We start from the raw sequence: 25,521 nt of genomic DNA on the forward strand, positions 1-25,521 counted from the left end.
GCCTGCGCCTGTTTCAGCATCGTCAAAAGATGACAGTGCTGTCACAAAACTGTTGGCGGTTTTGACGCGGCCTGCACGTCCTGTTGGTAGACCCACGCGCCGCTCCCTGGCCATTCCCTTCGATACGACGCGATGCCTTCGATGACTCCCGTTCCGTGCCGTGCCGCTCGCCTTCCGCTGCGTCTGCATCCTCTGATGCTGGCCCTGGCGTCGCTGCCATTTCCAGTGCTCGCGCAGGACGCCGCGCCAGCGCCCACGGTGAACATCAACGAGTACATCGTGCGCGGCAACACCGTGCTCGATGCGCGCCAGATCGAACGTGCGGTCGAGCCGTTCCTCGGCCCCGGTAAAACGCTCGCCGATGTCGAGAAGGCACGTGATGCAGTCAACGCGCTGTATCAGCAGGCCGGCTACCAATCGGTCTATGTGGAGCTGCCCGAACAGCAGGTCAACGCGGGCGTGGTGCTGCTGAAGGTGCAGCAGACGCCCATTGGCCAGCTGCGCGTGGTCGGTGCCCGCCATGACTCACCCGAACGCATCCGCGAGCGGGTACCGGCGTTGGCTGAGGGGCGGGTACCGGACTTCGACCAGGCGCAGAAGGAACTGACTGCGCTGAACGAGGGTGGTCGTCGCCAGGTGCTTCCGCTGGTGCGCGAAGGCCAGGTGCCGGGCACCATGGATGTGGACCTGCAGGTGGAAGAGAAGTCGCCGTGGCGCGCGAGCGCGGCACTCAACAACGACCACAGTGCCGACACCGAGAAGCTGCGGCTGAGTGCATCGCTGGCCCACGACAACCTGTGGAAGCGCGGGCACAGCGTCAACATCGGTGTGTACCTTTCACCGGAAGATACCAAACAGGCGAAGGTGTTTTCGGCCTCGTACACGATGCCCTTTGAAGGCACACCGTGGAGCCTGGAAGCGTCCGGTTACAAGTCCGACAGCCGCGTACTGAATGCGGGCGGGCAGGTCGGTACCGGCACCGGCACCAACGTGATCGGCAACGGTCATTCCATTGGTCTCAAGCTCAACTACCGCCTGACCGGCAGCAGCCACTGGTGGCGCCAGCTCAGCCTCGGCGTGGACTTCAAGGACACCGAAGAAGACACGCAGATGGGCAAGGACAGCCTGAAGACGCCGTTGAAGTACGCGCCGGTCACGCTGGCGTTCGTCGGCGTGCGCCAGGGCGAGAGCGATCAGCTGAGCATCAACACGCAGCTGGTGGCGGGAACCCGGCGTCTGTTCGGCTATGGCAGCAACGCCACCGATTTCGGTCAGAAGCGCTACTGGGCCGACCCGAGCTTCGTAGCGTTCAAGGCGGATGTCTCCAATACGCACACATTCGGCAACGACTGGCAGTGGTATGCGCGTGGCTCGCTGCAGGCAACCGATGCGCCGCTGGTCTCGGCCGAACAGTTCGCCGCCGGCGGCATGTACACCGTGCGTGGCTACCTCTCGGCCGAAGCGATCGGCGACTACGGTGGCCTGGCCAACCTGGAATGGCGCACCCCGGCGTGGTCGCTGTGGAGTGGTACCGACCTGCGCCTGTACAGCTTCGCCGACGCGGCCTACCTGCGCCTGCGTCAGCCGCTGCCGGAACAGCGCGACAAGTACAACCTGGCCTCGGTCGGGCTGGGCGCGCAGCTGCGCCTGGGCGAACACCTGCAGCTGCGCCTGGACTACGCCTGGCCTTACGCCGACGGCCCGGTCACGCGCAAGGACGACCCGCGCCTGCATTTCAACATCAGCACCAGCTACTGACCCTTCCCTTGAGATGCGTTCTCCGGAGACCTTTTGCATGGACCGTCTGCTTTCGCGAATGTTGCTGCTGCTGGCTGCGCTGATCGCGCTGCCCGCCGCCGCGGCCGAAGCCAACTGGTGGCAGGCCGAATGGAAGTACCGCAAGCCGATCACCGTCGACGCCGGCCCACAGGGCGCGGGGTTGGCCGGCAATCCCGGGCGTACACCGCTGCTGCTGCGCCTGCATACCGGCAATTTCGGTTTTGATGGCACCCAGGACAGTGGCAACGACCTGCGCTTCGTTTCAGCTGATGGGCGCACCGTGCTGGCCCATCAGATCGAGCAGTTCGACCCGAACCTGGGCCTGGCCCTGGTATGGGTGGACGTTCCGGCGCTGACCGCCAGCGCGCCGCAGACGATCTGGATGTACTACGGCAACGCGAAGGCACCGGCCAGCGGCAATGGCCAGCAGGTGTTCGATCCGGACTACACGCTGGTCTACCACTTCGCCGAAGCCAATGCGCCGGCGCGTGATACCACGGCCTACGGCAACACGGCCGGTGCGGTAGTGCCTGCGGCGGAAAGCACGGTGATCGGGCGTGGCGTGCAGCTGGGTGCTGGCCCGCTGCCGTTGCCGGCCAGTGCGTCGCTGGCACAGGAAGCGGGTGCGCCGCTCACCGTTTCGGCCTGGATCAAGCCGGGCGCGCTGACCACCGCGCAGGCGATCTATGCCCGGCGCGATGGCAGCGCCGAGCTGGTGCTGGGCATCGACAACCGCGTGCCGTTCGTGCAGCTCAACGGTCAACGCAGCACGCCGGCACAACCGATCCCGGAAGGACAGTGGGCGCATCTCGCGCTTACCGCCGAGAAGGGGTCGCTGCAGCTGTATCTGAACGGTCGCGTGGTGGCCCAGCTCAGTGGTGAATTGCCGGCACTGAGCACCGCTGCGGTGGTAGGTACCGATGCACCGGGTGCGACGCAGCCGCTGGCCAACTTCGATGGTGCGCTGGATGAACTGCGGATCTCACGCGTGGCGCGCCCGGCGGCGCTGCTGCTGGCCGACGCCACCGCGCAGGGAGCCGATTCGCGCCTGATCAGCTACGGTGCTGACGAGCAATCGGCCGGACAGAGCCACTTCGCCTTCATCCTCAAGGCGATGCCGTTCGACGCCTGGGTGGTGGTCGCCATCCTCGGCCTGATGATGCTGTTGTCATGGGCGATCATGATCGCCAAGAGTCGCCATTTCGGTCGCACCAGCAAGGCCAATGCAGTGTTCACCGAGAGCTTCAGCAAGCTCTCCGGCGTGCCGCTGCGCACCTTGTCCGAGATGGACCGGCAGGGCAAGGTGCCGACGGCGATGCACGACGGCTCGCTGTGGCGCATCTACCAGGTGGCCATCGATGAAATGCAGCAGCGCCATCAGCGCGATGGCAATTCCGGCTATCTGAGCGCGGCCACCATCGCCGCCATCCGCGCGTCGATGGACGCGGTGATGGTGCGCGAACAGGAGGCGATGGCGCGGCGCATGAACTGGCTGTCGACCACCATCGAGGGTGCACCGTATGTGGGTCTGTTCGGCACCGTGATCGGCATCATGCTGGTGTTCGTGGTGGCGGCGATGGCCGGTGCGGTGGACATCAACTCGGTGGCCCCGGGCATGGCGGCAGCGCTGCTGTGTACCGCCGCCGGCCTCGGCGTCGCGATCCCGGCACTGTTCGGCTACAACTGGCTGGGCGCACGCGCCGAAGCGATCGGCGCCGACATGGCGGTGTTCATCGACGAGTTCGCCGCCCGCCTGGCCGAAGAGCAGGACGGACGCGGCCCGGCCGCGGTCCAGGGCTGAGGGACCGGCCATGGCCTACAAGGCGAAGTTCGGCATCAAGAAACGCGAGAAGGGCATCAACGTGACGCCCTTCGTCGACGTGCTGCTGGTGGTGCTGGTGATCTTCATCCTGACCAGCAACGCCTCCATTCCCGGTATCGAGGTCAACCTGCCGAAAGCCAGCAACAGCACCGCACTGGAGAAGCCCAAGACCAAGGCGATCACCATCGACCCCAGCGGCCAGGTATTCCTGGATGCCTACCCGGTGACGATGGCCGAGCTGGAGGACCGCCTGCGTACCGAACGCGCGACGTCGCCGGATTTCCCGGTGATCGTGCGCGGTGATGCGCAGGTGCAGTACGCGCGCGTGGTCGAGGTGCTGGATCTGCTGCGGCGGCTGGAGCTGGCCCAGGTCGGCCTGGTCACCGGCAAGGCGCAGGGCTGAGGCATGGCCGGCCATCGACCACCCCTGCAGGAGCCTGGTACGCGCGGACGCCAGTTGCTGGTGACGATCGCGCTGGTGCTGGCGGCGCTGCTGGTACTGGGTGTTGCCCTGTGGTGGCTGCTTTTCAAGGACACCGCCAGCACCCGCCGGCCGGTGGTGCAGCCGCCGATGCTGGCGTTGCCACCACCGCCACCACCACCGCCGCCACCGGAAAAACCGCCCGAGCCGGAGACGCCGCCGGAAGATACCGTGCCTGAGCCGGAACCGTTGGACCAGCCAACGCCGGCCGAAGAGCCGACGCCGACGCCGGACAACGCCGACCCGGTAACCATGGACGCCGATGCGCAGGCCGGCGGCGACAGCTTCGGCATCCAGTCGGGCAGCGGCGGTGGTTCGTCGGGTGTGGGCCGCGGCGGTGCCGGCAATGCCAGCTATGGCCGCTACCTGGGCTATCTGATGCAACAGGCGATCTCGCGCGATGCGCGGGTCAAGCGCCTGGCCTTCCAGCTGCAGGTGAATGTGTGGCTGGCACCGGATGGCCGGCTGGAGAAGGTCGAGCTGGTGCGTGGCAGCGGTAACGAGGAGGCCGACGTGGCCGTGCTCGATGCGCTGCGGCAGATCGGCAAAGTCGACCAGATGCCACCGGCGTCGCTGGATTTCCCCGCGCGCGTGCTGATCCAGGGGCGCCGCCCCGGCGCTTGACCGATGACCTCCGTGATTTCCCTTCTTTCGATGAGAACCGTGATGAACGACCACGACCGCGCTCGAACCGCATCCCGCCGCCCGCGGCCGGCCCGACGGGCGCTGCTGTGCTGCGCCGTATTGCTAAGCCTGGCCGTGCCGGCCAGCGCAATGGCTGCCGAAACCACCATGGTCAAGCTGATCAAGGGGCTGATCGCCAGTGGCGCGCTCAAGCCCGAAGACGGCCAGGCCCTGCTGGTCCAGGCCGAGGCGGAGGCGGCGGCCGCGCAAGGCGGCACTGCGGGCAGCGCAGCCAGCAGCGGCGGCGTGGCGCTGGAAGCAGGCGACGTGCGTGTGCCGTACGTGCCGCAGAGCGTGCGTGATGGCATCCGCGATGAAGTACGCCAGGACGTGATGGCGCAGGCCAAAGCCGAGGGCTGGGCCGCGCCGAACGAAGTGGCCGAGTGGACCAAGCGCATCAAGGTGACCGGTGACATGCGCGTGCGCAGTGAGTCGCGCTTCTACTCCGAACGCAACAGCGACATCGAAACCAACTGGGCCTCGGTGAATGCGGGCAGCGGTTTCGATACCAACAACAACACCAACCTGCAGCTGCCGCCGCTGCTCAACACCCGCCAGGACCGCCGCAACCTGTGGCGCATCCGTGCACGGCTGGGCATCGAAGCGATGATCGGCGAGCACACCACCGCAGGCGTGCGCCTGGCCAGCGGCAGCAGCAACGGGCCGGTGTCCACCACCGAACAGCTTGGCGGCGGCCTGGGCAAGAAGGATGTGTGGCTGGACCAGGCATGGCTGGCCTACAGCCCGGCCGACTGGGTGACGGTGCGCGGCGGACGCTTCGGCAATCCGTTCTGGACCAGCGACACGCTGTTCTCCAACGACCTGAACTTCGATGGCCTGGCGGCCAATCTCAGGTACGACATCGCTGACGACGTCGGCCTGTTCGGCAACCTGGCGGTGGTGCCGTTGGAGTACACCTCCGACAGCGCTCCCAGCCAGAGCCGGGTGAAGACGCCCAACGAGAACAAGTGGCTGTCCGGTGCACAGGTGGGGGTGAACTGGCGCTTCAACGATGACAACAGCCTGCGTGCAGCGCTGGGCTACTACGATTTCAAGAACATCAGTGGGCGCCTGTCGTCGCCGTGCGCGCTGTACGCAGGTGCGGTCGGGTGCGATACCGACTGGTCGCGGCCGGCGTTCATGCAGAAGGGCAATACCCTGATGCTCATCCGCGATATCGCCCGCAATCCGCTGGATCCGGCCAATACGCCCACGCCGCAGTACGTGGGCCTGGCCTCGGCATTCCGCCTGGCGACCTTCAACCTGCGCTGGGATACACAGCTTGCGCAGGACATCGGCATGCGCCTGGACGCGGACTACATCCGCAACCTCGCCTATGACAAGCAGGCCATGTTCGCCCGGGCCAACAATGGCATCGTCAACAACTATGGCGCCGGTGGCACTGCCAGCATCGACACCTTCCGCAGCGGCGACACCGCCTGGATGCTGCAGGCGACCTTCGGCGCCACCGAGCTGAAGGAGAAGGGCCAGTGGCAGGCCCTGCTGGGCTACAAGCGGATCGAGGCCGATGCGCTGCCTGATGCTTACAACGATCCGAACTTCCACCTCGGCGGTACCAATGCGCGCGGCTACTACGTCGGCGGCGCCTATGCGCTGGATGCGCGCAGCTGGATCAGCGGCAAGTGGATGGCGGCCAAGGAAGTGTCGGGCCCGCCGTTGTCGATCGACGTGTTCCAGCTGGAGTTCAACACCGGTTTCTGATCGGACAGCGTGATCGCAGTCACGACACGTGTGGCGGGGGCGCGGCGACGCGCCCGTCTAAGGAAGGAAGACCACGCGTTGCACAAAGGAGGAGTGGATGAGCCGTCGCAAGCTGTTCGAGAGTTCCGAGCCCGCTGCACAGACACTGGGCATCGGGCCGGCCTATGTCTCGGTGGAGGGGTTGCGCCAGCACCTGGCCGAATTCCTGCTGTATGCAGGGCGCCCGGTCGTCATCATGCGCGGGCGCAGCGAGGTCGGCTATTTCCTGCCGGCACGCTGCTGGCGCCAGCGCGAGGATGATCCGCTGGCTGCCGCGGCCGCCGATCAGCTGCTCGATGCCGCCGGCTTCCAGGCCGAAGACATCCAGCAGGTCGAACAGGAATTCAACGCCATGCGCCAGCGCACCGTGCTGCATTCACGGCGTTGAAGGGGCAGTAGATCCACGCCATGCGTGGATGCGCTTATGCTGCCGCCCCGCGCTCGCTGGTGATTCGTGCACCCTCGCGCATCACCAGCGTCACCGGGGTCTTTTCCACCACCTCCAGCAGGCGCTGCCACTGCGCATCACTCAGCTCGGCGGTGGCATGCAGCACGCGGTGCACGTGGAAGCGCCCGTCCGCATCACGTTCGGAACGCAGCTCGGCGTGGAACTCGCCCAGCTCCCAGCCCTTGCGCTGGGCATACATGCGCAGGGTGATGGCGGTACACGCGGCCAGCGAGGCCAGGTACAGGTCGAACGGGGCAAAGCCCTTGCCCTGGCCACCGAGCGAGGCGGGCTCATCGGCCGCGACATCGAAATGGCCGTTGCTGATGTGGTGCAGGTAGTTGTCGGCGGTCGAAACAATGCGTGCGTAGGCCATGGGAATCCCCAGTTATAGCGCCGAACCATGCCCGGCTGCAGGAAAAGGCGGCGCCAGCCGGAGCCGGAGCCGCCACGGAATCACTCCGTACGATCGTACGAGAACTGGATGCCGGCCGTACCACCGGTTTCGATGAAGAGGTTCATGAAGGCCGGCACCGTCTCCGCCCGTACCCAGTCGCGCTGCAGTTCGCAGAACAGCTGCGTCACGCTGATCAACTGGCCACCGGCCTGTTCGATGCGGCGCAGCGCGGCATCATGCGCGGCCAGCGAGGTGCCGCCCACCGCATCGACCACCACGTAGACTTCATAGCCTTCCTTCAGCGCATCCAGGGCGGGGAAGGTAAGGCAGGCTTCGGTCCACAGCGCGGTCATGATCAGTTTCCTGCGACCGGTCGCTGCCACCGCCTTGCGGAACTCGACGTCTTCCCAGGAATTGATGGTGGTGCGGTCGTAGGTCGGGTGGTCGCCCAGCACCTTGCGCAGCTGCGGGATCGGCGGCTTGTTCAGGCCGGTCTGCACGTTCACGGTCGAATGCACGATCGGCAGGCCGTAGGCGACCGCCGCCTTGGCGGTGCCGACAATGTTGTTGACCAGCAGCTGGCGGTCCATCGAGGCGATGGAGTTCACCTGTACCGGCTGGTAGTCGATGATGATGAAGGCGGAATTCTGCGGGGTCAGCAGGTGGTCGCTGACGGGGTCACGGATCGGTTCACTGGCCATGAGGGTGTCCTGGTCGGGGTTGGCTTGCGGTGGAGCCGGCGGTGTGCCGGCAGGCGGGAATTGCCGTGGATGCAGTGGGCTCAGCTGCGCTGCGAATCCAGCTGCTCGTGGTTCTTCTGCACGTCCTGCGCCTTCTGGTAGCTCTCGATCAGCAGCTGGTAGTTGGGGAAGATCTGCGTGTAGATCGCCGCCCACTGCTGGGCGTCCTCGCGGTTCCAGGTGCGCTGGATTTCCGAGGCGACCGCAGCGGTATCCATCGGCACCACGCCGGCCTGCACCACGCGCGCCAAGGTGATTTCCTCGGCCATCTTCGAATAGGTGCCGGAGGCATCGACCACCGCGAACACCTGGTAGCCGTCGGCGACGGCGGCAATCGAGGGGAAGGCCATGCATACGCTGGTGATGGTGCCGGCGATGATCAGCTGCTTGCGGCCGGTGGCCTTCACCGCGGCGACGAACTCGGGGTTGTCCCACGCATTGATCTCGCCGCGGCGTGCCACGTACTGCGCATGGGGTGCGGAGTCGTGGATCTCCGGGATCAGCGGGCCGTTCGGACCCTGCGGTACCGACGCGGTGGTGATCACCGGCATCTTTGCCAGCGTGGCCATCTTCGCCAGGGCGGTGGCGTGCGCCCGTACGGAGGTGAACGGCATGTCACCGATGGTCTGGAACAGACCACTCTGGTGGTCGATCAGCAGCATCGCGGCGTTGTCCGGGTCGATCACCGGGCGGGCGCCGTTGAAGTTGGCGGGGGTACTCATGGTCAGTTTCCTGGGTAGGGGGCGAAGGCCCGGAAGGCGGCGGGCGGTTGCCCGCCGCAATGCAGTGGATCAGTGCGCGATCTGGCCGAAACGGCCGCCGTTGAAATCGTTGACGGCCTGGCTGATCTCAGCCTGGGTGTTCATCACGAACGGGCCATAGCCCACCACCGGTTCGTCGATCGGTTCGCCGCTGAGCAGCAGCACGGTGGCGTCGCTGTCGGCGTCGAGGAACACGTCTTCGCCGTTGCGGTCGAAGGTCACCAGCTGTGCTTCACCCACCGGCTGGCCGCCGTTGATCCGCACCGTGCCCTTCAGCACCACCAACGCCAGGGTGCGGCCATCGGCCACCGGCAGTTCAGCGTGCTGGCCCTGCAGCAGGCGGATGTCCCACACGTCCATGGGGGTATGGGTACGTGCCGGTCCAGCATGGCCATTGAATGCCCCGGCGATGACGCGTACGCGGCCGGCACCGTCAGGCAAGGCCACCGAAGGAATCTGCGCATCGAGCAGGGTCTGGTAACCCGGCGCACCCATCTTGTCCTTGGCGGGCAGGTTCACCCACAGCTGCACCATGTCCAGGGTGCCGCCGCGCTTGCTGAATTCCGGCGTGTGGAATTCTTCATGGAGGATGCCGGAGGCAGCCGTCATCCACTGCACGTCACCCGGGCCGATGGTGCCGCCGGCGCCGGTCGAGTCACGATGGGCGACTTCGCCTTCGTAGACGATGGTGACGGTCTCGAAGCCGCGATGCGGATGCTGGCCGACCCCGCGCGGGGTTTCGCTGGGCGGGAAGCTGTACGGCCCGGCGTAGTCCAGCAACAGGAATGGGCTCAGGTGCTGGCCATGGGTGTTGTAGGAAAACATCGAACGGGCGGGGAAGCCATCGCCCACCCAGTGCGGGCGGGGGGCGCTGTAAGTACCGGTGACACGCTTCATGGCGATCTCCTGACCGGGGTAACCGGTCGCTGTTTTTTCGTTGCGGAGACGATATCCCCGTGACAATGAGCCCGGTAGTTGGCAGAATTTGCCGTCATAGTCCTATTTCGTGAACGATGAAGGCCCGGCAAGGGCCGCAGGAGATCGCCCCGTGTTCATCGCCGACATCCGCCGCTGCGACCTCAACGACCTGTTCTACTTCGCCATGGTGGTCGAGCATGGTGGTTTTTCGCAGGCCGGGCGCGCACTGGCGATGCCCAAGTCCAAGCTCAGCCGCCGCATCGCCCTGCTGGAGGAACGGCTGGGTGTCCGCCTGATCCAACGTTCCACCCGCCGCTTTTCGGTCACCGAGATCGGCCAGGACTACTACCGCCACTGCAAGGCGATGCTGGTGGAGGCCGAAGCAGCCGAGGAAGCCATCGCCCTGTCGCGTGCCGAACCACGGGGCACCCTGCGCCTGGCCTGTCCGATCGCACTGCTGCACGCGCGCATTGGCGGCATGCTGGCTGACTTCCTGGCCCTGCATCCGCAGGTGACCCTGCAGCTGGATGCCACCAACCGCCGCGTGGACGTGGTGGGCGAGGGCGTGGACGTGGCCATCCGCGTGCGCCCGCCACCGCTCGAGGACAGCGATCTGGTGGTGCGCGTGCTGGCCCGTCGCATCTGGTGTACCGCCGCCAGCCCGGCCCTGCTCAAGCAGATGGGCACGCCGAAAGTGCCTGCCGATCTGGCGATGATGCCCACCGTGGACCTGGCATCGCCGGCGCAGGTGCACGCCTGGGAGTACGCCGGTCCCGAGGAGGTCCAGGCCAGCGTGCACCACCGCCCGCGGCTGGTCAGCGATGACATGATCGCGCTGCGCAGTGCGGCGGTGGCCGGTGTCGGGGTGCTGATGCTGCCGCGGATGATGATCACCGACGAACTGGCCAGCGGCGCGCTGGTGCCGATCCTGCCGCAGTGGCAGCCCAGGCACGGCATCGTGCATGCCGTGTTCCCCTCGCGGCGCGGCCTGCTGCCGGCGGTGCGCGCGTTGATCGACTACCTGGCCGAGCGCTTCGATGCGCTGCAGGAGCCGTAGATGCACGCCCTGCGTGGATGGGGCGCGCGATTCTCCGTCGGGCCGGCGGTGCTCGGTTGGAGCGGCAGGTACTGGCAGGTGGTGGCAGGTGGTTCATCCACGCAGGGCGTGGATCTACGCGGCTCACGGCGCGGCGCCCTCCGGTACATACACCATGCGCCCATCGGGCAACCGGTAGGTAACGCCTGCTTTCACTCCGCCGCCTTCGCCGATCTCGCCGGTGGATTCGTAACGGGTCAGCTCCTCGCCCTGCTTGACCGTGATGCGCATGTCGGCCTGGCCGGGATTCTCGATCACGGTCACGTTCTGGCTGGCGAACGGATTGAGCGGATTGCGCACGATCACGATCATCAGGATGCCGGCCACGACCAGGAACAGGTCGATCAGGTTGACCACCGACAGGATCGGATCATCGGCGTCGTCGTCATCGAGAAAGCGCATCAGCGCACCTCCTGCAGGCGTTCGAACTGGCGCAGTTCCTGCAGCAGCCAGCGCCGGCGCACGGTCAGCACCAGGAACGTCAGGCTGGCCGCAACCAGGGCCAGGATGACCGACGAAAAGGCGACCACCATGTTCTCGCCCACGCCCTGTGCATCGCTGCGGGTCAGCGCCAGCAGCGCCGGGCCCATCGGGATCATGGTTGCAACCAGGCCCAGCATCGGCGCGGTCCGCGACACGATGCGCAGACCCTCCAGCCGTTTCAGGATGCGCAGTTCAAGATCCTCGCTGCTGCCGCCGTGGCGGGCCTGCCAGGCCAGCAGCTCGGGGCGGTAATGGCCGCGCCGCCGCTGCAGCGCTTCCCACGCGAACGCACCGAAGCTGAGGAAGGCATAGGCCAGTGCCAGCAGGATCAGCAGCAGTACCGGTGCCAGGAACAGATGGGACAGATCGTAGAGGGTGGATTCAAGGGCGTTCATGCGTTGGCCGTGTTGGAAGGGGAGGGGGAGGGCGCCCGTCGCGCATTGCGCCAGGCCTGCAGGGCCGCGCCTGCGCCGAGCAGGCCGAGCAGCGCGACCAGGGCAAGCCACAGCGAGGGCGCGTGCGGCGAGGGCGGCGACACCTGCTGCATCACTCGTCCTCGCACACTGGCCGCTGGCGTCGGCGCAGCATCGGCAGGGAGGGTCTCGATGGTGGCCGCCGCCGCACTGGCCGCTGACGCAGGTGCCGGGCCACGTGCGAGTCCGTAGCCACTGGCGCGTGCTGGCAACGCGGCCGTGGCAGATGCCTGCAGCTGATTCAAACGCGCCTGCAGCTCGCTGCGGGTGCGATCGTCGGCCTGCCAGTAGCCCCGCGCGATGGCTTCCTGCAGGCGCTCGATCATCTGCACCTGCGCATCGGCATTGTGGCTCTCGAACCAGCGCGCCATTCCCAGCTGGCGACTGTCGCGGACGAAGGTGTCATGCACGGCCTGCCACTGGTCGGCGCGCACCGTATCCGGCGCCGTTACCTGCCAGCCGAAGAGATTGTCGACGTTCTTCAGCACTTCCAGCGTGCCGGCATAGCCTTCGCCCTGCATCGCGCTGATCCACTGTGGGTTGAGTGTCTGCGCACGCAGCTCATCGGCAAGGAAGCGCGCCGCACTGCGCGTGCGCGGCGTCGGTTCGCGCAGGTCCGAGATGTAAAGGGACGGACTGGCGCCGTCGAGGTGACGCACGGCCAGGGCCAGACCACCGAGGTATTCGAACGGATGGTCGGTACTGAGCAGGCCGTGGGTATTGGACGACCGTGACAGCACCGCTGCCTGCACCCCGCGCAGCTGTTCGGCGAACAGGTTGCTGCCGGGCAGGGTGGTGGCCTGGCCATCACTGCCATAGCCGTGCTGCAGGCGATCAAGGAAGCCGCTGGCCAGTGCAGCATCGTCCTTGCCGGCAGCGGTGCCGCGCTCCAGCACGGCATGATTCAGGCCACTGCCATACGTGCCGGGCGCGTTGCTGAAGATGCGCAGGCGCGACAGGGCGGCGGCTCGTTCAGCGGGCACACCGCGCTGCTGCAGGCGTTGTTGCATGTCCTGTGCGTGTCGCGCAATGGGGTTGCTGGCGGTGGCCGGCATCGCCGCAAGCTGTTCGATCGCTGCAGCCAGCATGCGCAGGAAAGGATCGAACTGGTCGCGGTAGACGCTGGTGGCCTGTACCACGACATCGATGCGTGGCCGTTTCAGGTCGGTGTCCGCCACGATGTCCAGCGCCACCACCTTGCCGCCGCTGTCCCAGCGCGGGCGCAGGCCGAGGGCATGCAGCACCTGCGCTTCCAGCACGCCAAGGTGGCGGATGGCCTCGCTGGACCACAGGCTGATGGCGAGCTTCTGCGGCAGCTGTCCACCATGTTCATCGGCATAGGCCTGCAGTAGTTGCTGCAGCGCTGTCTCGCCGGTGTCGAAGGCAGCGCGGGGGGGGAATACGGTCCGGTTCGAAGGCGAACAGGTTGCGGCCACTGCGCAGCTCCGGTGTGCGGATCGGGTCGCCGCCGGCACCGGGCAGCACGAAGCCACCGGCCAGGCCGTGCAGCAATGCCTCTGCTTCCTGCGGATCGGCCAACGATGCGTCCAGCTGCGCGGCGCGCTGCAGTTCGCGGCGCAGTTCCGTGTCGGCAACGCTGTCGATCGGCACGCCGTCGCGCAGGTGGCGCGCCAGCGTGCGATAGGCGATGCCCTGCTGGATCTGCCGGTAGTCCACGGCGCTGGCCTCCGCTGCGTCCTCGCCCAGTGCCTGCAGATAGGCCGGGCCCAGCTGCTGCATCACCATCAGCAGCCGGTGATCGGCCGACGCCGGTTGGCCAAAGGTGTGCAGGCCCAGGGGCAGGTTGCGCCGGGCCAGCTCATGCAGGTGGTCGTGCAGCAGCGGCAGGAAGCTGGCGAAGCGGGCCTGCATGTCCAGTGCGCTCCAGCCAAGGTCGGCAGCGATGCCGCTGTCGGTGGCCAGCGTGCGCAGGCGCGCGGCGGTGGCGTCGCGTACCGGGCCTTCATCCAGCTGTTGCAGTTCGTGCACCACGGCGTGCAGGTCACGCAGTTCGTCGTACAGGCCGGATGGGGCGAAGGCGGGTGTCTGGTGGCTGACCACCACCGCGCGGCCACGGCGCTTGGCCTGGATGGCCTCCCCGACATTGTCCTGGATGTACGGGTAGAAGACCGGCAGGTCGCCCACCGCCAGCCAGGGATAGTCGCCGGCCCACAGGCCACGGTCCTTGCCCGGCGTCCACTCCTGCGTTCCGTGGGTACCGAAGTGGATCAGCGCATCGGCCTTCCACTGTGTGCGCAGGTAAAGGTAGGCCGCCAGGTAGTAGTGGCTGGGCACCGAGGCCACATCGTGGGTGGCCTGGCCGACCTCGCCTGCGCGTGGTGGCTGCGGCATCAGCAGCAGATTGCCCATGCGCAGGCGTGGCAGCACGAACACCGCTTTCCCCTGTATGCGGCGCACTGCTGGATGATCGGCCGGGTCGCCCCATTGGCGGCGCAGTTCGTCGCGGCGGTTGGCGGGCAGGGTAGCCAGCCAACGTGTGTAGTCGGCCACCGGCACGGTGTCGGCCAGGCCCTGAGCCAACAGCGCGTCCAGGCGTTCGGGATGGTAGTAGCCGCTGAGCAGCGCCTGCAGCCGGTCAATCAGGGTTTTTTCGTCGGCCGCGTCCACCGTATAGCCCGACTGTGCAAGGCGTGGCAGCAGCGTTTCGATGCTGCGCGGTACGTTCAGGTGTGAAGCCGACAGGTTCTTCTCGCCATCGGGCGCGTTCCAGAACAGCAGCGCCAGCCGTTTGTCGGCGGCCGCGGTATGCCGCAGCGCGGCCAACCGCTGCAGTTTTTCGGCCAGCGCATCCACCTGCTCGGCAATCGGCAGCAGTTCGCCGCGCGTGTTGGCCGAGACCACCATCGGGTCGCTCGCTCCCCATGCCTCCGGCACCGCCATGAACGTGGCCAGCATCGACATCGGTACGCCGCTGGCTGCATCGCGCCAGGCATCGGCATCGCCCTGGCGGTAGTTCAGGGCCTGCAGCACAGGCACATCCAGCGCCGCGAACTCAGCGGCGCGTGCAGTGCCGTTCTGCAGATGGGTCAGGTTGACCACGGCATCCACCGCGATCCCGCGCAGCGCCTGCTGCAGGGCATCGTCGGCGGCCGCATCGAACCACAGCCCGAACAGTGCCACCTTGCGTGCACGGCCGGCCTCGATCAACGCGTCCAGTACCTCGGTCTGCATGGTGCCGACCATGCTGCTCGAGATCAGCACCGCCACCTTCGGCCAGGCGGCTTGACCCTCCTGCCGCCACTGCGCCTGCAGCGCTGCCGCGTCATCCAGCCACTGTCCGCCCCGGGTGCTGTAGCCGGTGGCCGGAATCACCTGTGGCGGCGGCACCGCGATCGCCTCCGCAGCGTCGTGCCAGCCGCGCAGGAACTGCGTCAGATGCTGGATGTTGGCTTCGCCACCGTTGCCGTAATAGCCGGCAATCTGACGGGCGACGTCGGCGGGCAGGCCATGGGAAACCGGCGCACCACCGCCCACGCGCAACCAGGGCACCTGGGCGTCGCGCAGTGCTGCGTCCACCGCCGAGGTGACCAGCTCGACGTCATTGGGGCGCGGCGTGTCCAGCAGCACCAGATCGATGCCACGTGGCCAGTCGGCTGGCAGCGATGTTGCGGCGTCGACCACGCGGTGCTGGAAGCGCACGCCCTGCGGGCTGCCGAGTGCATCAAGGCGGGCGATCCTGCCCGGCAGTACGAAGCTGCTGCTGACCACCTCCACCCGCAGTGCAGGCGCTGCTGCCGCAGCGTGGGCCATCGGCGCGGCCACGCACAGCACCAGCGCCAGCCACCGTCGCCATCCGCGCATGCTCAGAAGCCCAGCTCGATGCCAGCGTGCACGTAGCGACCGGTTTCCGGGTACGGATACAGCGCGCCGGATTCATCCAGCCGCTTGTTGGCCAGGTTGTCCACGCCCGCAAGCACGCTCACCGTGTCGGTGATGCGCCAGCGCGCATCCAGCGACCACAGCCAGTAGCCGGGCAGGGTGGTCTGCGCAGCTCCGGCGGCCTGCTGCTGTGGACCGATGTATTCCCCACGCACGGCCGCCTGCAACGGTCCGCGCTGCCAGTTCAGGGCGGTGGCGCCGCTGCGGCGGGGCCGCTCCAGCAGCCACCGGTCAGTCTGGCGGTCGCGCGGGTCCAGCCAGCTCCAGTTCGCTTCGGCGGTCAGGTGCTCGCTGATCGGCGCGGTAGCTGCCAGCTCGACGCCACGGATCCGCGCACGCGCCACATTGGTGTAGTTGCGCAGCTCGCGGCCACGCACGCCGCAGGCGCGCACGCAGGTGGTCTGGATCAGCTCCTTGAGATCGTTCTGGAACGCGGTGGCCTGCAGCGACCAGCGGTCACGCTGCCACGCCGCCGACAGTTCGGCGCTGCTGTTCTGTTCCGGCTTCAGCTGTGGATTGCCGACAATGGTGAAGCGCCCACCACCGCCCACCGCCGAGTACTCAGGCGACAGCTGTTTCAGGCTGGGCGCCTTGAATCCGCTGCCGATACCTCCCTTGATCGTGAATGCCTCATTGGCATGCCACACCGCGTACGCGCGCGGGCTGTGGTGCCAGCCGAATTCGGGATGGCGATCGCTGCGGTTGCCAACGACCAGCGACAGGCTGTCGTTGAGCTGGATCTCGTCCTGTACGAACACAGCGGTCTGGTCGGCCTGCAGATGGCCACTGCGTGCGCCCGAGGCGTCGTCCAGTTCCTGGCGCCGCCATTCGCCACCCACGCTGACGCGGTGGTGTGTGCCGAGCGAGACGGTTGCACGTGCATCGACAATCTGATCGGTCAGCTGCTGCGGGCGCGTCGCCTCGCCGCGATCGCGGCGGTTGTCCCGGTCCAGCTGTGCACGATAGGCGCTGACCCGGGTCTGCCCCCAGGCCCAGTCGCCCTGGTGCGACAGTGTCGTCTGCCGACGCTGGATGTCATCCACGGTTTCATACACATACGGTGTGGTGCCGGCCTGCAGCGCATGGCGGCGGCGTTGTTCGCTGCCCTGCAGGTGCGACAGATCGATGCGCTGGCGCGCGTCCGGGGTCCACGTGAGCACCGCGCGGCCGGTGTTGGCGCGGCGGGCTTCCTGCTCGTCCAAGCGCTCGTCGGTGGGGTCGCGTGTGGCGTCCTTCTGCCGGTGCTCGGCGAACACACTCAGGCCCAGCACGCCGGGCACCAGTGCGCCGCCTGCGTAGAGGCCAGCCTGGGTGCTGTTGCCGCCGCGATCGCCAGCCACCACGCCGCCGTTGTAGATCAGGTTGCCCTGCCAGTCATCGGTGGCGCGACGGCTGATGACATTGACCACGCCGCCCAGCGCCTCCGATCCGTACAGCGACGACATCGGCCCGCGCACCACTTCGATGCGTTCGATCGCCGCGGCCGGCAGCCAGCCCAGGTCGAAATCGGAATGGGCAATCGCGTCGGCCGAGGCACTCACGCGCTGGCCATCCAGCAGCACCAGGGTGTAGCCCGGGTCCATACCGCGGATGCGGATGCCGCGTCGGCCGAAGCCGACCCCGGCCACGGTCACGCCCGGGCTGCCACGCAGGGCATCGGCCAGGTCCAGCACCGGCCGCAGCTGGATCTGCTCGCGGGTGATCACGCTGATCGAGGCCGGCGCATCGCTGGCCAGGCGGTCGGTGGCGGTGGCGGTCACCACCACCGGGTCCAGCTGGGAGGGTGCCGCAGCGGCCACGGCCAGCGGCGGCGCCAAGGCGAGAAGCACGGCGCAGGACAGGCGGCCCGCATCGGGGAATCGGATCATGGGAAGGGGGTTTCAATAGTGACGATATAACATAACATCATTTTCACGCAGCCTTCATAGGCCGAAGGTCCTGCCTGCCGTCATGACCGGGGGTGCAGGATCGGCGGTTGCCGCCTACACTCCCGGTCCGGACCGTCGCCATCACGCCCATCATTCCCCGGTCCGGCCTTGGCACTTATGTCTCCCAATGCCCTGGCGCTGATCGAGCTGTTGATCCGCGAGCGCCGTGCGTTGTCCCGCTTCATTGCCCGCTACCTCGACCCGGCCAGTACCGAGGACACCCTGCAGAACCTTTATCTGAAGGCCAGCAGCGTGCCCGGCGACCCGCCGATCCTGGAACCGCGCGGGTATCTGTACCGCATGGCCTACCACCACGCGCTCAACCGCAGCCAGGCCGACGCGCGCGAACGGCGGGCGATGGCGGAGTACGCCAGCGACCTGGCCGATGCCAGCAATGACGGTGAGGCGCAGGCGTTGGACCAGGCCCAGCTGCGCGAGATCAGCCAGACCATCCTGGCGCTGCCGCCACAGGTGCGCGAGTGCTTCGTGCTCAACCGCTACCTGGGCCTGAGCGAGCGCGAGATCGCCGTGCGCCTGGGTATTTCCAAGAGTGTGGTGGGCAAGTACGTGCTGCGCGCGGCCCTGCTCATCCAGCAGCACCAGCGGGGAAGCCACGCATGACCTGCATGTGCCGTGGGCAGATGCCGCTCGCCGTTGTCTCAACTGTAAGGCGCACCCGTTGGTGGTGCCGCAGGCCACAATCATGACTACGTCCATACCCTCGCCGCGTCAGGCCAGGCAGGCGTTGCGCTGGGTGATACGGTGCAATGCGGGCCGGTTGCCGGAGCGCCAGCAACGCGCCCTGCAACGCTGGCTGCAGGCCGATCCCCGGCATGCCGATGCCTGGTGCCAGCAGCAGGCCTTCTGGCAAGGCCTGGATGCCGCCGGCCCGGATGTCCTGGCTGCGCTCCCGGAATTGACCGCCGAACCCGCGCTGCGGCCGCTGCAGCCACGTCGTCGACTGCCTTGGCTGCTGGCCAGTGCGGCGGTGCTGCTGCTTTCGGTGACGGTGGCGCCGCACGCGTGGCTGCTGGTCCGCAGCGATGTGCGCAGCGGCAGCGCGCCGCGCACGGTGCAGTTGCAGGATGGCAGCACTGCCATATTGGATGCAGGCAGCGCGCTGGCGCTTGATTTCAGCGCCGGCCAGCGCCGCCTGCAGTTGCTGCGTGGCAGCGCCTGGTTCCAGGTCGCGCACGAAGCACGACCGTTCCGGGTGGAGGCCGGCGGCGGCGAGATCCGTGACATCGGCACGGCATTCAGCGTTGCGTTGCAGGATGCCGTGGTGACCACCGAAGTCAGCCAGGGCGAAGTCGAAATCCGGCCGGGTCATGTCGCCGCGCAGCGGCTGCAGGCCGGGCAGGCACGCGCGTTCCGTGATGGCCGCTGGCTGCAACCGCTGCAGCTGACCGATGTGGAGGCCATCGCACCGCGGCGACGCAGCGAGATCGTCATTGATGATCTGCCTGCGCAACAGGCGATCGAGCGCCTTGCCCGCTATCGGCGTGCGCCGGTCTGGGTTCTGCGCGGGCAGGGCGCGCAGGTGGCGGTGAGCGGCTTGTTCCACCTGCAGCAGCCGGATGCGGCGATTGCCGCCGTGGCCCAGCAGGCCGGCCTGCGCAGCCAGCGCCTGCCGGGCGGCGCGTTGTTGTTGTGGTGATGTCGAGGGGTGGCGGGTGGGCCCATCCACGCATGGCGTGGATCTACTGCGTGAATCGGGCCCATCCACGCATGGCGTGGATCTACCAAGAGCCCGGGTAGATCCACGCCATGCGTGGATGATCTGCCGATCAACCAAAAAAACCGTGGGCAGATCCGGCCCCACCTTGTCTCTAGTGGTATAGCCAGAGCGAAACCGCGTTTCTTCTCAAGCCAACCGAGCCGCGTGCACCCGATGTGCGCACGGTACCGCCACCTTGAGGAGTCACCGTTCATGCCGTTCCCGGCATCCGCCCGTCATCGCCGCGCCACCGTCCTCGCCCTGGCCATCGCCACGGCACTGGTTCCCTTCGCTTGGGCACCGGCCGCCCGCGCCCAGGCCGCTACTGCCTCCGTGCGCACGTATGCCATTCCCGAACAGGCCTTGGCCGACGCAGTGCGCAGCTTCGGCCGCCAGTCGCAGGTGCAGGTGGTGTTCCGCAGCGATCTGGTGGAAGGGCGGCGCTCGCGTGCAGTGCAGGGCCAGTACAGCCCCACCGAGGCGCTGGACCAGTTGCTGCAGGGCAGTGGCCTGCGCGCGCAGCAGGAGCCGGGCGGCACCTGGACCCTGCAGGCCGCGGCCGCTGACGGCGGGGTGGTGGTCACCGACACCCTGAAAGTGGGCGGGCGCCTGCAGGCCGACGGCGGCGAAACACGTGATCGTTGGGGATACGACGACGTGTTCGCGCTCGACCTGAGCACGGCCTATTCCGGTCGCGACCGCGTGGAGCGCTATCGCGGCGCCAACCCGGCCGATGTGGTCAAGGACCTGGTCGGCGTGTTCAGCGGCGACGCCCGCAACAGCGGCGCGCTGGACCTCAACATCCGCGGCATCCAGGGGCCGGGGCGGGTGCCGGTCAGCATCGACGGTGGCGAGCAGGCGCTGACCGTATGGCGGGGCTACAACGGCGTCAGCAACCGCAACTACATCGATCCCAATCTGATTGGTGGCATCCAGGTCATCAAGGGGCCAGCGTTGGTACGTGATGTACACAGCGGTATCGGCGGAGCGATGGTCATCAAGACCCTCGACGTCGACGACATCGTGCCGGCTGGTGAGCGCTTCGGCGGGGAGCTGAAGATCGAAGGCAGCAGCAATGCGGTGTCACCGCGCCTGCCACGGCTGCACACCGGCGAGGACTACCGCACGGTGGATGGCTTCCCGCAGCAGTCGCCGAACTCGCCCTATGCTGACCGCACCCTGGTGGTGCCGGTGAAATCGCGCAGCGGTGACAACCCGTTCGATGGCGATGACCAGGCCTGGCGGCTGGCGCTGGGCTGGCGCGGTGAGCGGGTGGACGTGATGGCGGCCTACGCGTGGCGCAAGCGCGGCAACTATTTCTCGGGCAGCAAGGGCAGTGCCTACTACGACCAGGACCCGCGCGAGCAGTACGAATACCAGGGCATCGATTACATCACCACGCTGGCGCGCTACTTCAAGCCGGGTGATGAAGTCCCCAACACGTCCAGCGAACAGGAGTCGTGGCTGCTGAAGGCCACCTGGCAGATCAGCGATGACCAGCAGCTCAAGGCCACCTGGCGGCACACGCTTTCGCACTACGGCGAGATCATGCCTTCGCGCATCCTGTCCGCGCCGGATTACGGGCGCATCCAGTGGCCGCTCAGCCGGGTCGATTCGGATGCCTGGAACCTGGAGTACCGCTGGCAGCCGGCCGGCAGCCGTTGGCTCGACCTGCGCGCCAACCTGTGGCGGACCGAAACCAACAGCGATACCTACACCGCCGGTGGTTTCCCCAACTTCGCCTCGGGCAACCCCGATTGGGACCCCAGCCGCAGCCCGATCCTGCGCAACACCGCACTGGCCAATGCCCGCAACGACCGTACCGGGTTGACCCTGAGCAACCGCTTCGGCCTGCATTCCACGCTTGACCTGACCGTGGGGGGCAACTGGCAGTATGAAAAACTGGGGTCGGGAGACCCGTACTTCGGCGTCAGTGATGGCTGGCGCATGTACCCGCGCGCGGGCCGTCGCCAGGAAGGCGAGGGCTACCTCACGCTGGAGTGGCGGCCGGTCGATTTCCTCACCCTCAATGCCGGCGTGCGCTACAGCCGCTACTGGGCCTTTGATGACTTCCTCGGCGAGCATCCCGAACTGCTGACCCGCGGGGTGGGCGGCAAGCAGGCGAGCTACCGGGTCAACGAGCTGCCGGAGCGCCCAGCCAGCGTGCAGGCGCAGGTGGATTCGCTCGAAGCCGAGCGCGCCTTCTGGGAGAGCATCGGCATGGGCTGGTTCGTCGACGATGCGATCCGTGGCCTGCTGCAGAGTTACCAGACGCCACAGCCGGTGGAGCACACCATCGCCTGGCTGCCCGATGCCGACGGCAACTACTCCCGTGCCACCAATCCGTGCCTCAATGGCGAAGTGGCTGCCATCCCCGGCGCGCTGCCGCTGTTCCCCGGCAGCGACCTGGTCTGCAGCATCCGCAACACAGTGCAGTCGCGGCCGGTGGATGGACGCAATACCCGCCGTCGCGACCATGCCTGGCTGCCCACCTTCTCGGCAACGGTGAACCTGTCGCCGGCCGCGCGCATCTACCTGCGCTACAGCGAGGCGGTGCGCTTCCCTAGCATGTTCGAGAGCACCATTGCCTTCTCCAGCAGCCTCAATCCGCTGTACGCGCTCAAGCCCGAGCACGCCTACAACTACGAGCTGGGCTATGTACACAATCTGTCCGCGCTGTTCGGCGGCACCGCCGATGCCGACGTCAAGTTGGCCTACTACGTGCACAAGACGCGCGATGTGATCGAGCGCGACGCCTACTTCCTGTTCGACAACATCGACAAGCAGACCATCCGTGGCATCGAACTGCAGGCGCGCTTCGACAATCGACGCTTTTTCAGCGACCTGGGCATCGCGCGCACGCTGGAAAACGAGGTGTGCGACGAGAGCAGCGCGGTGCTGCTCGACGCCAACCGCGGGCTGGTGCCGAACTGCGTACAGGATGGTTTCGTGGGTGGCTACCTGCTGACCCAGGCGATTCCCAAGCTGTCGGTGAATCTGTCACTGGGCACGCGCCTGTTCGATGAGCGGCTGGAACTGGGCAGCCGCATCGTGCACTACCGGCGCCACGACAACCCCGACCTGCAGGTCTACCGCGACCGTCTGCTGGCAGGTGGCAGCAGCCTGCTCTGGCAGAACGTGCCGTTCACCTGGGGAAACATCACCACCGTGGATGCCTATGCGCGCTGGCGCTTCAACGACCACGCCAGCGTTGAACTGGTCGGCAGCAATCTCGGCAACCGCTATTACGTCGACCCGGCCACGCGCTCCACGCTGCCGGCGCCGGGTCGCACCGTCAAGCTTGCGCTCACTGCGCGCTTCTGAGTTCCACCGTTGCAAGCGTTGTACCTGTAGTTCCCTCAATCCAAGGAGTTTTTCCATGAAAATGATCTCCCGTTCCCTGCTTGCCGTCGCCGCCAGCCTGGCCCTGGCCGGCGCCGCCCACGCTGCCGATATCGTCGGTGCGGCCAGCGCCGTCACCGATCCGCAGTTGAACGTCAACGTCGGCGAATCGCAGGTCAATGGTGGCCCGCACTCGGCAGGCAAGGCCGGTATTGGCGTCGGCACCGTCTCGGGTGGCACGCGTGTGGACTTCCAGGGCTTGAGCGCCTACTCCGCACCCACCGTCATCAACGGCACCACCGTGCGCACCCTGGCCATGCCGATCACCGGCACCCCGGGCAACCATGCCGGCATGGGCCACTTCAACTTCGTCAAGGTCGGTAGCGGCGATGTCTGGTTCGGTGAATGGTCCAAGGATGGCGCGGCTGGCGGCTTCAACAACCGTCAGGTCTACTTCGTCGGTGACCGCACCGGCACCACGCTGCCGGCAGGCGTGGCCACCTACGCCGTCGCAGGCCTCAACAAGTTCAACGGCAGCAACCTGCTCAGCGGTACCTTCCGCGCTGACTTCGGCACCGGCCGCCTCAACGGCGCGCTGGCCGGCTCGGGCCTGACCGTGGCCGTGGCTGCATCGATCAACAGCGCCAACGCGTCGTTCGCCGGTTCGGCCACGGCCAACGGTACAGTTGCCGGCACCAGTCAGGGCCAGTTCTTCGGTGCCAACGCCGCCACCCTGGCCGGCATCGCCACCTTCGCCGGCAACAGCCAGTACGACACCGCCTTCGGCGGCAGCAAGAACTGATCGCCACGCCCCTGACGGGGCAGGGCAGGGACAAGCCGCGATCCGCCAGTCCCTGCTTCGGCCCGCGATAGTGCTTCAACCGGATCGAACATGCGCCACCTTCTCTTTCTTGTCGTCCTGCTGCTGGCATGGCCGGTCAATGATGCCCGCGCCCAGCAGGATGACCTGCGCCGCGTGCTCGAACAGGGCAGCGAGCTGCGCCATCAGCAGCAGGACCAGCAACGCCTGCGCCAGGCCGAGCACGAGCGGCCGACCATCACCCTCGACGGCCAGCAGTACCGCGTGGAGCGCACTGTCGACGATCTCGGCCAGGCGCTTTATCTCTCGCTGCAGCATCAGCAATGGCAGGCCGTGGCCGCCTTCCTGGCGGAGTACATTGAACTGCCCGGCCACGATCCGCTGCTGCGCCACTACGCGCAGGGCGCGCTGGCGCGGGTGGCTGGCCAGCACCGCAGGGCCGCCGCCGAATACGAGGCCGTGCTCGCCGCGCAGCCGGACTTCCTGCCAGCGCGGCTGGAACTGGCACGTGTCTACGCCGAAGACCAGCGCGACCGCGATGCCATCGCCCTGTTCGAGACGATCGCAGCCGGCATCGATGGCGACGATCCGACAACGGCAGGCGTGCGTACGCGGGTGGACGGCTACCTGCAGGCCCTGCAGGCGCGCCAGCGCTGGAAGGGTGGGATCGCCGCTGGCCCGGCCTGGAGCGACAACATCAACCGCAGCTCGGCCAGCCGCACCTGCCTGTTCGGTGACGGCACCACCTGTTTCATCGAACGCCGGTTGCCCGATGCACAGGCAGCATTCGGCCTGGACTACGACGCCAGCCTGGAACGGCGCCTGCCGTTGGCCGGCCACCATGGGCTGTACCTGCGCGGGCTGGCGTTCGGCCAGGCGTGGCGCGGGCACAGCGACTACAACGAGCTCAATGCCAGCGTGCAGGCGGGTTACAGCTGGCGCAGCGCACGGCATACCGTGCTGCTGGCGCCCAGCTACGATTACCAGGGGCTGGGCAACCACGCGCTGCAGGGCGGTGCCGGCGTGCATGGCGAATGGCAGTTGGCCGCCGATGCGCGCAGCCTGCTGAAGCTGGAAGCCGACTGGAAACGCCAGCGCTATCGACAGCCGGGGGTGGCCAGCAACTACGACGGTGAACTGGCAGCGATCTATGCCACCTGGTTCCGTGCGCTCAACCCGCGCTGGACGGTGTTTGCCGGGGTCGACCTGAGTGACAGCAGTGCCGCCGATCCGGCCAATGGCTACCGGCAACGCGGCCTGCGCCTGGGCGCAGCACGCCAGTGGAGCGGCACCACGGCCACCGTGTTCGTGTCGCTGCGTGAGCGTGACTACGATGCCTGGAGCCCGTTGCTGGAAGCGCGTCGGGAGGACAGCGAGCAGAACCTGATCGCCATCGTGCGCAGCGAGCGCCTGGCCGTCGCCGGGCTGGTGCCCAGCCTGAGCCTTCGGTACGCCCGCATCGACAGCAACGTGGACTGGCTGTACAGCCACGACCGCAGCCTGCTGAGCCTGAAATGGGAGCGGGCGTTCTGAGCCGTCGGCCGGGTCCGGAGAACGGGAGGGTCCATTTATCCCCAATTTGGCCAAATTGGGTATAGTGGCCTCATATCCTTCCGCTGGAGCCGTGCCATGACCCTCCCGCTCGACCTGCCCGGCCTCGACAAGGCCCCGGCATCCTCGGTCAAGACCCGTGGCTGGCCCAGCCTGATGCGTACCGTGCGCGAGAAGCAGGCACTGGTCATCACCAACCACAACCACCCTGAAGCGGTGATCGTGGACATCAAAACCTACCAGGAGCTGCTGGCCAGGGCCAGTGGCAGCGACACCGAAGAGCGCAGTGACGTGCTCTCGCGCCTGCGTACCGAGTTCGACCAGGCGCTGGCCGGGCTGCAGCAGGGTGAGGGGCTGGGCAAGGTGATGGGCAAGCCGATCCGCCGCGGCCACAAGGTCGCGCTCGGCCGTCCGCTCTGACTC

The 25,521-nt window shown here is 67.2% G+C and carries 22 protein-coding genes; 13 read left to right on the top strand and 9 right to left on the bottom strand.

Annotated features, from left to right (window positions below):
* Window positions 1–141: 141 nt before the first annotated feature.
* The 6 genes from QOL57_RS16100 (at window position 142) to QOL57_RS16125 (ending at window position 6,915) form a co-directional block, all read left to right on the top strand.
* Window positions 142–1,758, top strand: coding sequence for a ShlB/FhaC/HecB family hemolysin secretion/activation protein (locus QOL57_RS16100; RefSeq protein ID WP_089235820.1), 1,617 nt, complete (start codon window positions 142–144; stop codon window positions 1,756–1,758).
* 37 nt (window positions 1,759–1,795) lie between these two features.
* Entirely contained in the window at window positions 1,796–3,580 is a 1,785-nt protein-coding gene (locus QOL57_RS16105; RefSeq protein WP_089235819.1) for a MotA/TolQ/ExbB proton channel family protein, read from the top strand.
* A gap of 10 nt (window positions 3,581–3,590) precedes the next feature.
* Entirely contained in the window at window positions 3,591–4,004 is a 414-nt protein-coding gene (locus QOL57_RS16110; RefSeq protein WP_089235818.1) for a biopolymer transporter ExbD, read from the top strand.
* Window positions 4,005–4,007: 3 nt separating this feature from the next.
* Window positions 4,008–4,706 carry a TonB family protein gene (locus QOL57_RS16115; protein WP_089235817.1) on the top strand — a complete coding sequence of 233 codons (699 nt, stop codon included), beginning with the start codon at window positions 4,008–4,010 and terminating at the stop codon, window positions 4,704–4,706.
* Between the two features lie 42 nt (window positions 4,707–4,748).
* Window positions 4,749–6,488, top strand: coding sequence for a putative porin (locus QOL57_RS16120; RefSeq protein WP_089235816.1), 1,740 nt, complete (start codon window positions 4,749–4,751; stop codon window positions 6,486–6,488).
* 97 nt (window positions 6,489–6,585) lie between these two features.
* Complete coding sequence (locus QOL57_RS16125; protein WP_089235815.1) at window positions 6,586–6,915, top strand: hypothetical protein; 330 nt, start codon at window positions 6,586–6,588, stop codon at window positions 6,913–6,915.
* Between the two features lie 34 nt (window positions 6,916–6,949).
* Here QOL57_RS16125 and QOL57_RS16130 read toward each other — a convergent pair whose 3' ends face one another.
* From QOL57_RS16130 to QOL57_RS16145, 4 genes are all read right to left on the bottom strand, one after another.
* Entirely contained in the window at window positions 6,950–7,348 is a 399-nt protein-coding gene (locus QOL57_RS16130) for an OsmC family protein (RefSeq protein WP_025874386.1), read from the bottom strand.
* Window positions 7,349–7,428: 80 nt separating this feature from the next.
* Window positions 7,429–8,070 carry a hydrolase gene (locus tag QOL57_RS16135; protein WP_089235814.1) on the bottom strand — a complete coding sequence of 214 codons (642 nt, stop codon included), beginning with the start codon at window positions 8,068–8,070 and terminating at the stop codon, window positions 7,429–7,431.
* Between the two features lie 80 nt (window positions 8,071–8,150).
* Entirely contained in the window at window positions 8,151–8,831 is a 681-nt protein-coding gene (locus QOL57_RS16140; protein ID WP_089235813.1) for a hydrolase, read from the bottom strand.
* A gap of 69 nt (window positions 8,832–8,900) precedes the next feature.
* Entirely contained in the window at window positions 8,901–9,767 is an 867-nt protein-coding gene (locus QOL57_RS16145) for a pirin family protein (RefSeq protein ID WP_089235812.1), read from the bottom strand.
* 151 nt (window positions 9,768–9,918) lie between these two features.
* On the opposite strand from QOL57_RS16145, the gene QOL57_RS16150 reads away from it, so the two are divergent.
* Window positions 9,919–10,845, top strand: a complete 927-nt coding sequence (locus tag QOL57_RS16150; protein ID WP_089235811.1) for a LysR family transcriptional regulator — start codon at window positions 9,919–9,921, stop codon at window positions 10,843–10,845.
* 123 nt (window positions 10,846–10,968) lie between these two features.
* On the opposite strand, the gene QOL57_RS16155 is transcribed toward QOL57_RS16150, so the two are convergent.
* From QOL57_RS16155 to QOL57_RS16175, 5 genes are read right to left on the bottom strand one after another with little or no spacing between them, the layout of a single operon-like run.
* On the bottom strand, window positions 10,969–11,286 hold the full coding sequence (locus QOL57_RS16155) for a DUF2149 domain-containing protein (RefSeq protein ID WP_089235810.1): 318 nt from the start codon (window positions 11,284–11,286) through the stop codon (window positions 10,969–10,971).
* Window positions 11,286–11,762: a MotA/TolQ/ExbB proton channel family protein gene (locus QOL57_RS16160; protein ID WP_089235809.1), complete on the bottom strand. Its 477-nt coding sequence runs from the start codon at window positions 11,760–11,762 to the stop codon at window positions 11,286–11,288. The genes QOL57_RS16155 and QOL57_RS16160 overlap by 1 nt, the downstream gene beginning before the upstream one ends.
* Complete coding sequence (locus QOL57_RS16165; protein ID WP_280521845.1) at window positions 11,759–13,276, bottom strand: cobaltochelatase subunit CobN; 1,518 nt, start codon at window positions 13,274–13,276, stop codon at window positions 11,759–11,761. Before QOL57_RS16165 ends, QOL57_RS16160 begins: the two co-directional genes overlap by 4 nt.
* Window positions 13,170–15,662, bottom strand: a complete 2,493-nt coding sequence (locus tag QOL57_RS16170; RefSeq protein ID WP_280521844.1) for a cobaltochelatase subunit CobN — start codon at window positions 15,660–15,662, stop codon at window positions 13,170–13,172. Before QOL57_RS16170 ends, QOL57_RS16165 begins: the two co-directional genes overlap by 107 nt.
* Before the next feature lie 2 nt (window positions 15,663–15,664).
* A complete protein-coding gene (locus QOL57_RS16175) occupies window positions 15,665–17,608 on the bottom strand; it encodes a TonB-dependent receptor (RefSeq protein WP_089235808.1) in 1,944 nt (647 codons plus the stop codon).
* 177 nt (window positions 17,609–17,785) lie between these two features.
* Here QOL57_RS16175 and QOL57_RS16180 point away from each other — a divergent pair, with 177 nt between their 5' ends.
* From QOL57_RS16180 to QOL57_RS16205, 6 genes are all read left to right on the top strand, one after another.
* A complete protein-coding gene (locus QOL57_RS16180) occupies window positions 17,786–18,289 on the top strand; it encodes an RNA polymerase sigma factor (RefSeq protein WP_089235807.1) in 504 nt (167 codons plus the stop codon).
* 82 nt (window positions 18,290–18,371) lie between these two features.
* Entirely contained in the window at window positions 18,372–19,325 is a 954-nt protein-coding gene (locus QOL57_RS16185) for a FecR domain-containing protein (protein WP_089237952.1), read from the top strand.
* A 273-nt stretch (window positions 19,326–19,598) separates the two neighbouring features.
* Window positions 19,599–22,709 carry a TonB-dependent receptor gene (locus QOL57_RS16190; protein ID WP_089235806.1) on the top strand — a complete coding sequence of 1,037 codons (3,111 nt, stop codon included), beginning with the start codon at window positions 19,599–19,601 and terminating at the stop codon, window positions 22,707–22,709.
* 55 nt (window positions 22,710–22,764) lie between these two features.
* On the top strand, window positions 22,765–23,529 hold the full coding sequence (locus QOL57_RS16195; protein WP_089235805.1) for a Slam-dependent surface lipoprotein: 765 nt from the start codon (window positions 22,765–22,767) through the stop codon (window positions 23,527–23,529).
* A 90-nt stretch (window positions 23,530–23,619) separates the two neighbouring features.
* Window positions 23,620–25,080 (top strand): porin family protein, encoded by a 1,461-nt coding sequence (locus tag QOL57_RS16200; RefSeq protein ID WP_089235804.1) that lies wholly within the window; start codon window positions 23,620–23,622, stop codon window positions 25,078–25,080.
* Between the two features lie 96 nt (window positions 25,081–25,176).
* On the top strand, window positions 25,177–25,518 hold the full coding sequence (locus tag QOL57_RS16205) for a type II toxin-antitoxin system prevent-host-death family antitoxin (protein WP_089235803.1): 342 nt from the start codon (window positions 25,177–25,179) through the stop codon (window positions 25,516–25,518).
* Window positions 25,519–25,521: the final 3 nt, after the last annotated feature.

The organism is Stenotrophomonas sp. yr243 (assembly GCF_900184195.1).
In the GTDB taxonomy this organism is placed as follows: Bacteria; Pseudomonadota; Gammaproteobacteria; order Xanthomonadales; family Xanthomonadaceae; genus Stenotrophomonas; species Stenotrophomonas lactitubi.

What these genes read in the sequence shown, in the direction of transcription:
- QOL57_RS16140 (WP_089235813.1), bottom strand. Translation starts at nt 8,831, where the DNA reads ATGAGTACCCCCGCCAACTTCAACGGCGCCCGCCCGGTGATCGACCCG.
- QOL57_RS16205 (WP_089235803.1), top strand. Translation starts at nt 25,177, where the DNA reads ATGACCCTCCCGCTCGACCTGCCCGGCCTCGACAAGGCCCCGGCATCC.
- QOL57_RS16110 (WP_089235818.1), top strand. Translation starts at nt 3,591, where the DNA reads ATGGCCTACAAGGCGAAGTTCGGCATCAAGAAACGCGAGAAGGGCATC.
- QOL57_RS16190 (WP_089235806.1), top strand. Translation starts at nt 19,599, where the DNA reads ATGCCGTTCCCGGCATCCGCCCGTCATCGCCGCGCCACCGTCCTCGCC.
- QOL57_RS16120 (WP_089235816.1), top strand. Translation starts at nt 4,749, where the DNA reads ATGAACGACCACGACCGCGCTCGAACCGCATCCCGCCGCCCGCGGCCG.
- QOL57_RS16135 (WP_089235814.1), bottom strand. Translation starts at nt 8,070, where the DNA reads ATGGCCAGTGAACCGATCCGTGACCCCGTCAGCGACCACCTGCTGACC.
- QOL57_RS16145 (WP_089235812.1), bottom strand. Translation starts at nt 9,767, where the DNA reads ATGAAGCGTGTCACCGGTACTTACAGCGCCCCCCGCCCGCACTGGGTG.
- QOL57_RS16160 (WP_089235809.1), bottom strand. Translation starts at nt 11,762, where the DNA reads ATGAACGCCCTTGAATCCACCCTCTACGATCTGTCCCATCTGTTCCTG.
- QOL57_RS16155 (WP_089235810.1), bottom strand. Translation starts at nt 11,286, where the DNA reads ATGCGCTTTCTCGATGACGACGACGCCGATGATCCGATCCTGTCGGTG.
- QOL57_RS16200 (WP_089235804.1), top strand. Translation starts at nt 23,620, where the DNA reads ATGCGCCACCTTCTCTTTCTTGTCGTCCTGCTGCTGGCATGGCCGGTC.
- QOL57_RS16180 (WP_089235807.1), top strand. Translation starts at nt 17,786, where the DNA reads ATGTCTCCCAATGCCCTGGCGCTGATCGAGCTGTTGATCCGCGAGCGC.
- QOL57_RS16125 (WP_089235815.1), top strand. Translation starts at nt 6,586, where the DNA reads ATGAGCCGTCGCAAGCTGTTCGAGAGTTCCGAGCCCGCTGCACAGACA.
- QOL57_RS16100 (WP_089235820.1), top strand. Translation starts at nt 142, where the DNA reads ATGACTCCCGTTCCGTGCCGTGCCGCTCGCCTTCCGCTGCGTCTGCAT.
- QOL57_RS16175 (WP_089235808.1), bottom strand. Translation starts at nt 17,608, where the DNA reads ATGATCCGATTCCCCGATGCGGGCCGCCTGTCCTGCGCCGTGCTTCTC.
- QOL57_RS16130 (WP_025874386.1), bottom strand. Translation starts at nt 7,348, where the DNA reads ATGGCCTACGCACGCATTGTTTCGACCGCCGACAACTACCTGCACCAC.
- QOL57_RS16115 (WP_089235817.1), top strand. Translation starts at nt 4,008, where the DNA reads ATGGCCGGCCATCGACCACCCCTGCAGGAGCCTGGTACGCGCGGACGC.
- QOL57_RS16105 (WP_089235819.1), top strand. Translation starts at nt 1,796, where the DNA reads ATGGACCGTCTGCTTTCGCGAATGTTGCTGCTGCTGGCTGCGCTGATC.
- QOL57_RS16195 (WP_089235805.1), top strand. Translation starts at nt 22,765, where the DNA reads ATGAAAATGATCTCCCGTTCCCTGCTTGCCGTCGCCGCCAGCCTGGCC.
- QOL57_RS16185 (WP_089237952.1), top strand. Translation starts at nt 18,372, where the DNA reads ATGACTACGTCCATACCCTCGCCGCGTCAGGCCAGGCAGGCGTTGCGC.
- QOL57_RS16170 (WP_280521844.1), bottom strand. Translation starts at nt 15,662, where the DNA reads ATGCGCGGATGGCGACGGTGGCTGGCGCTGGTGCTGTGCGTGGCCGCG.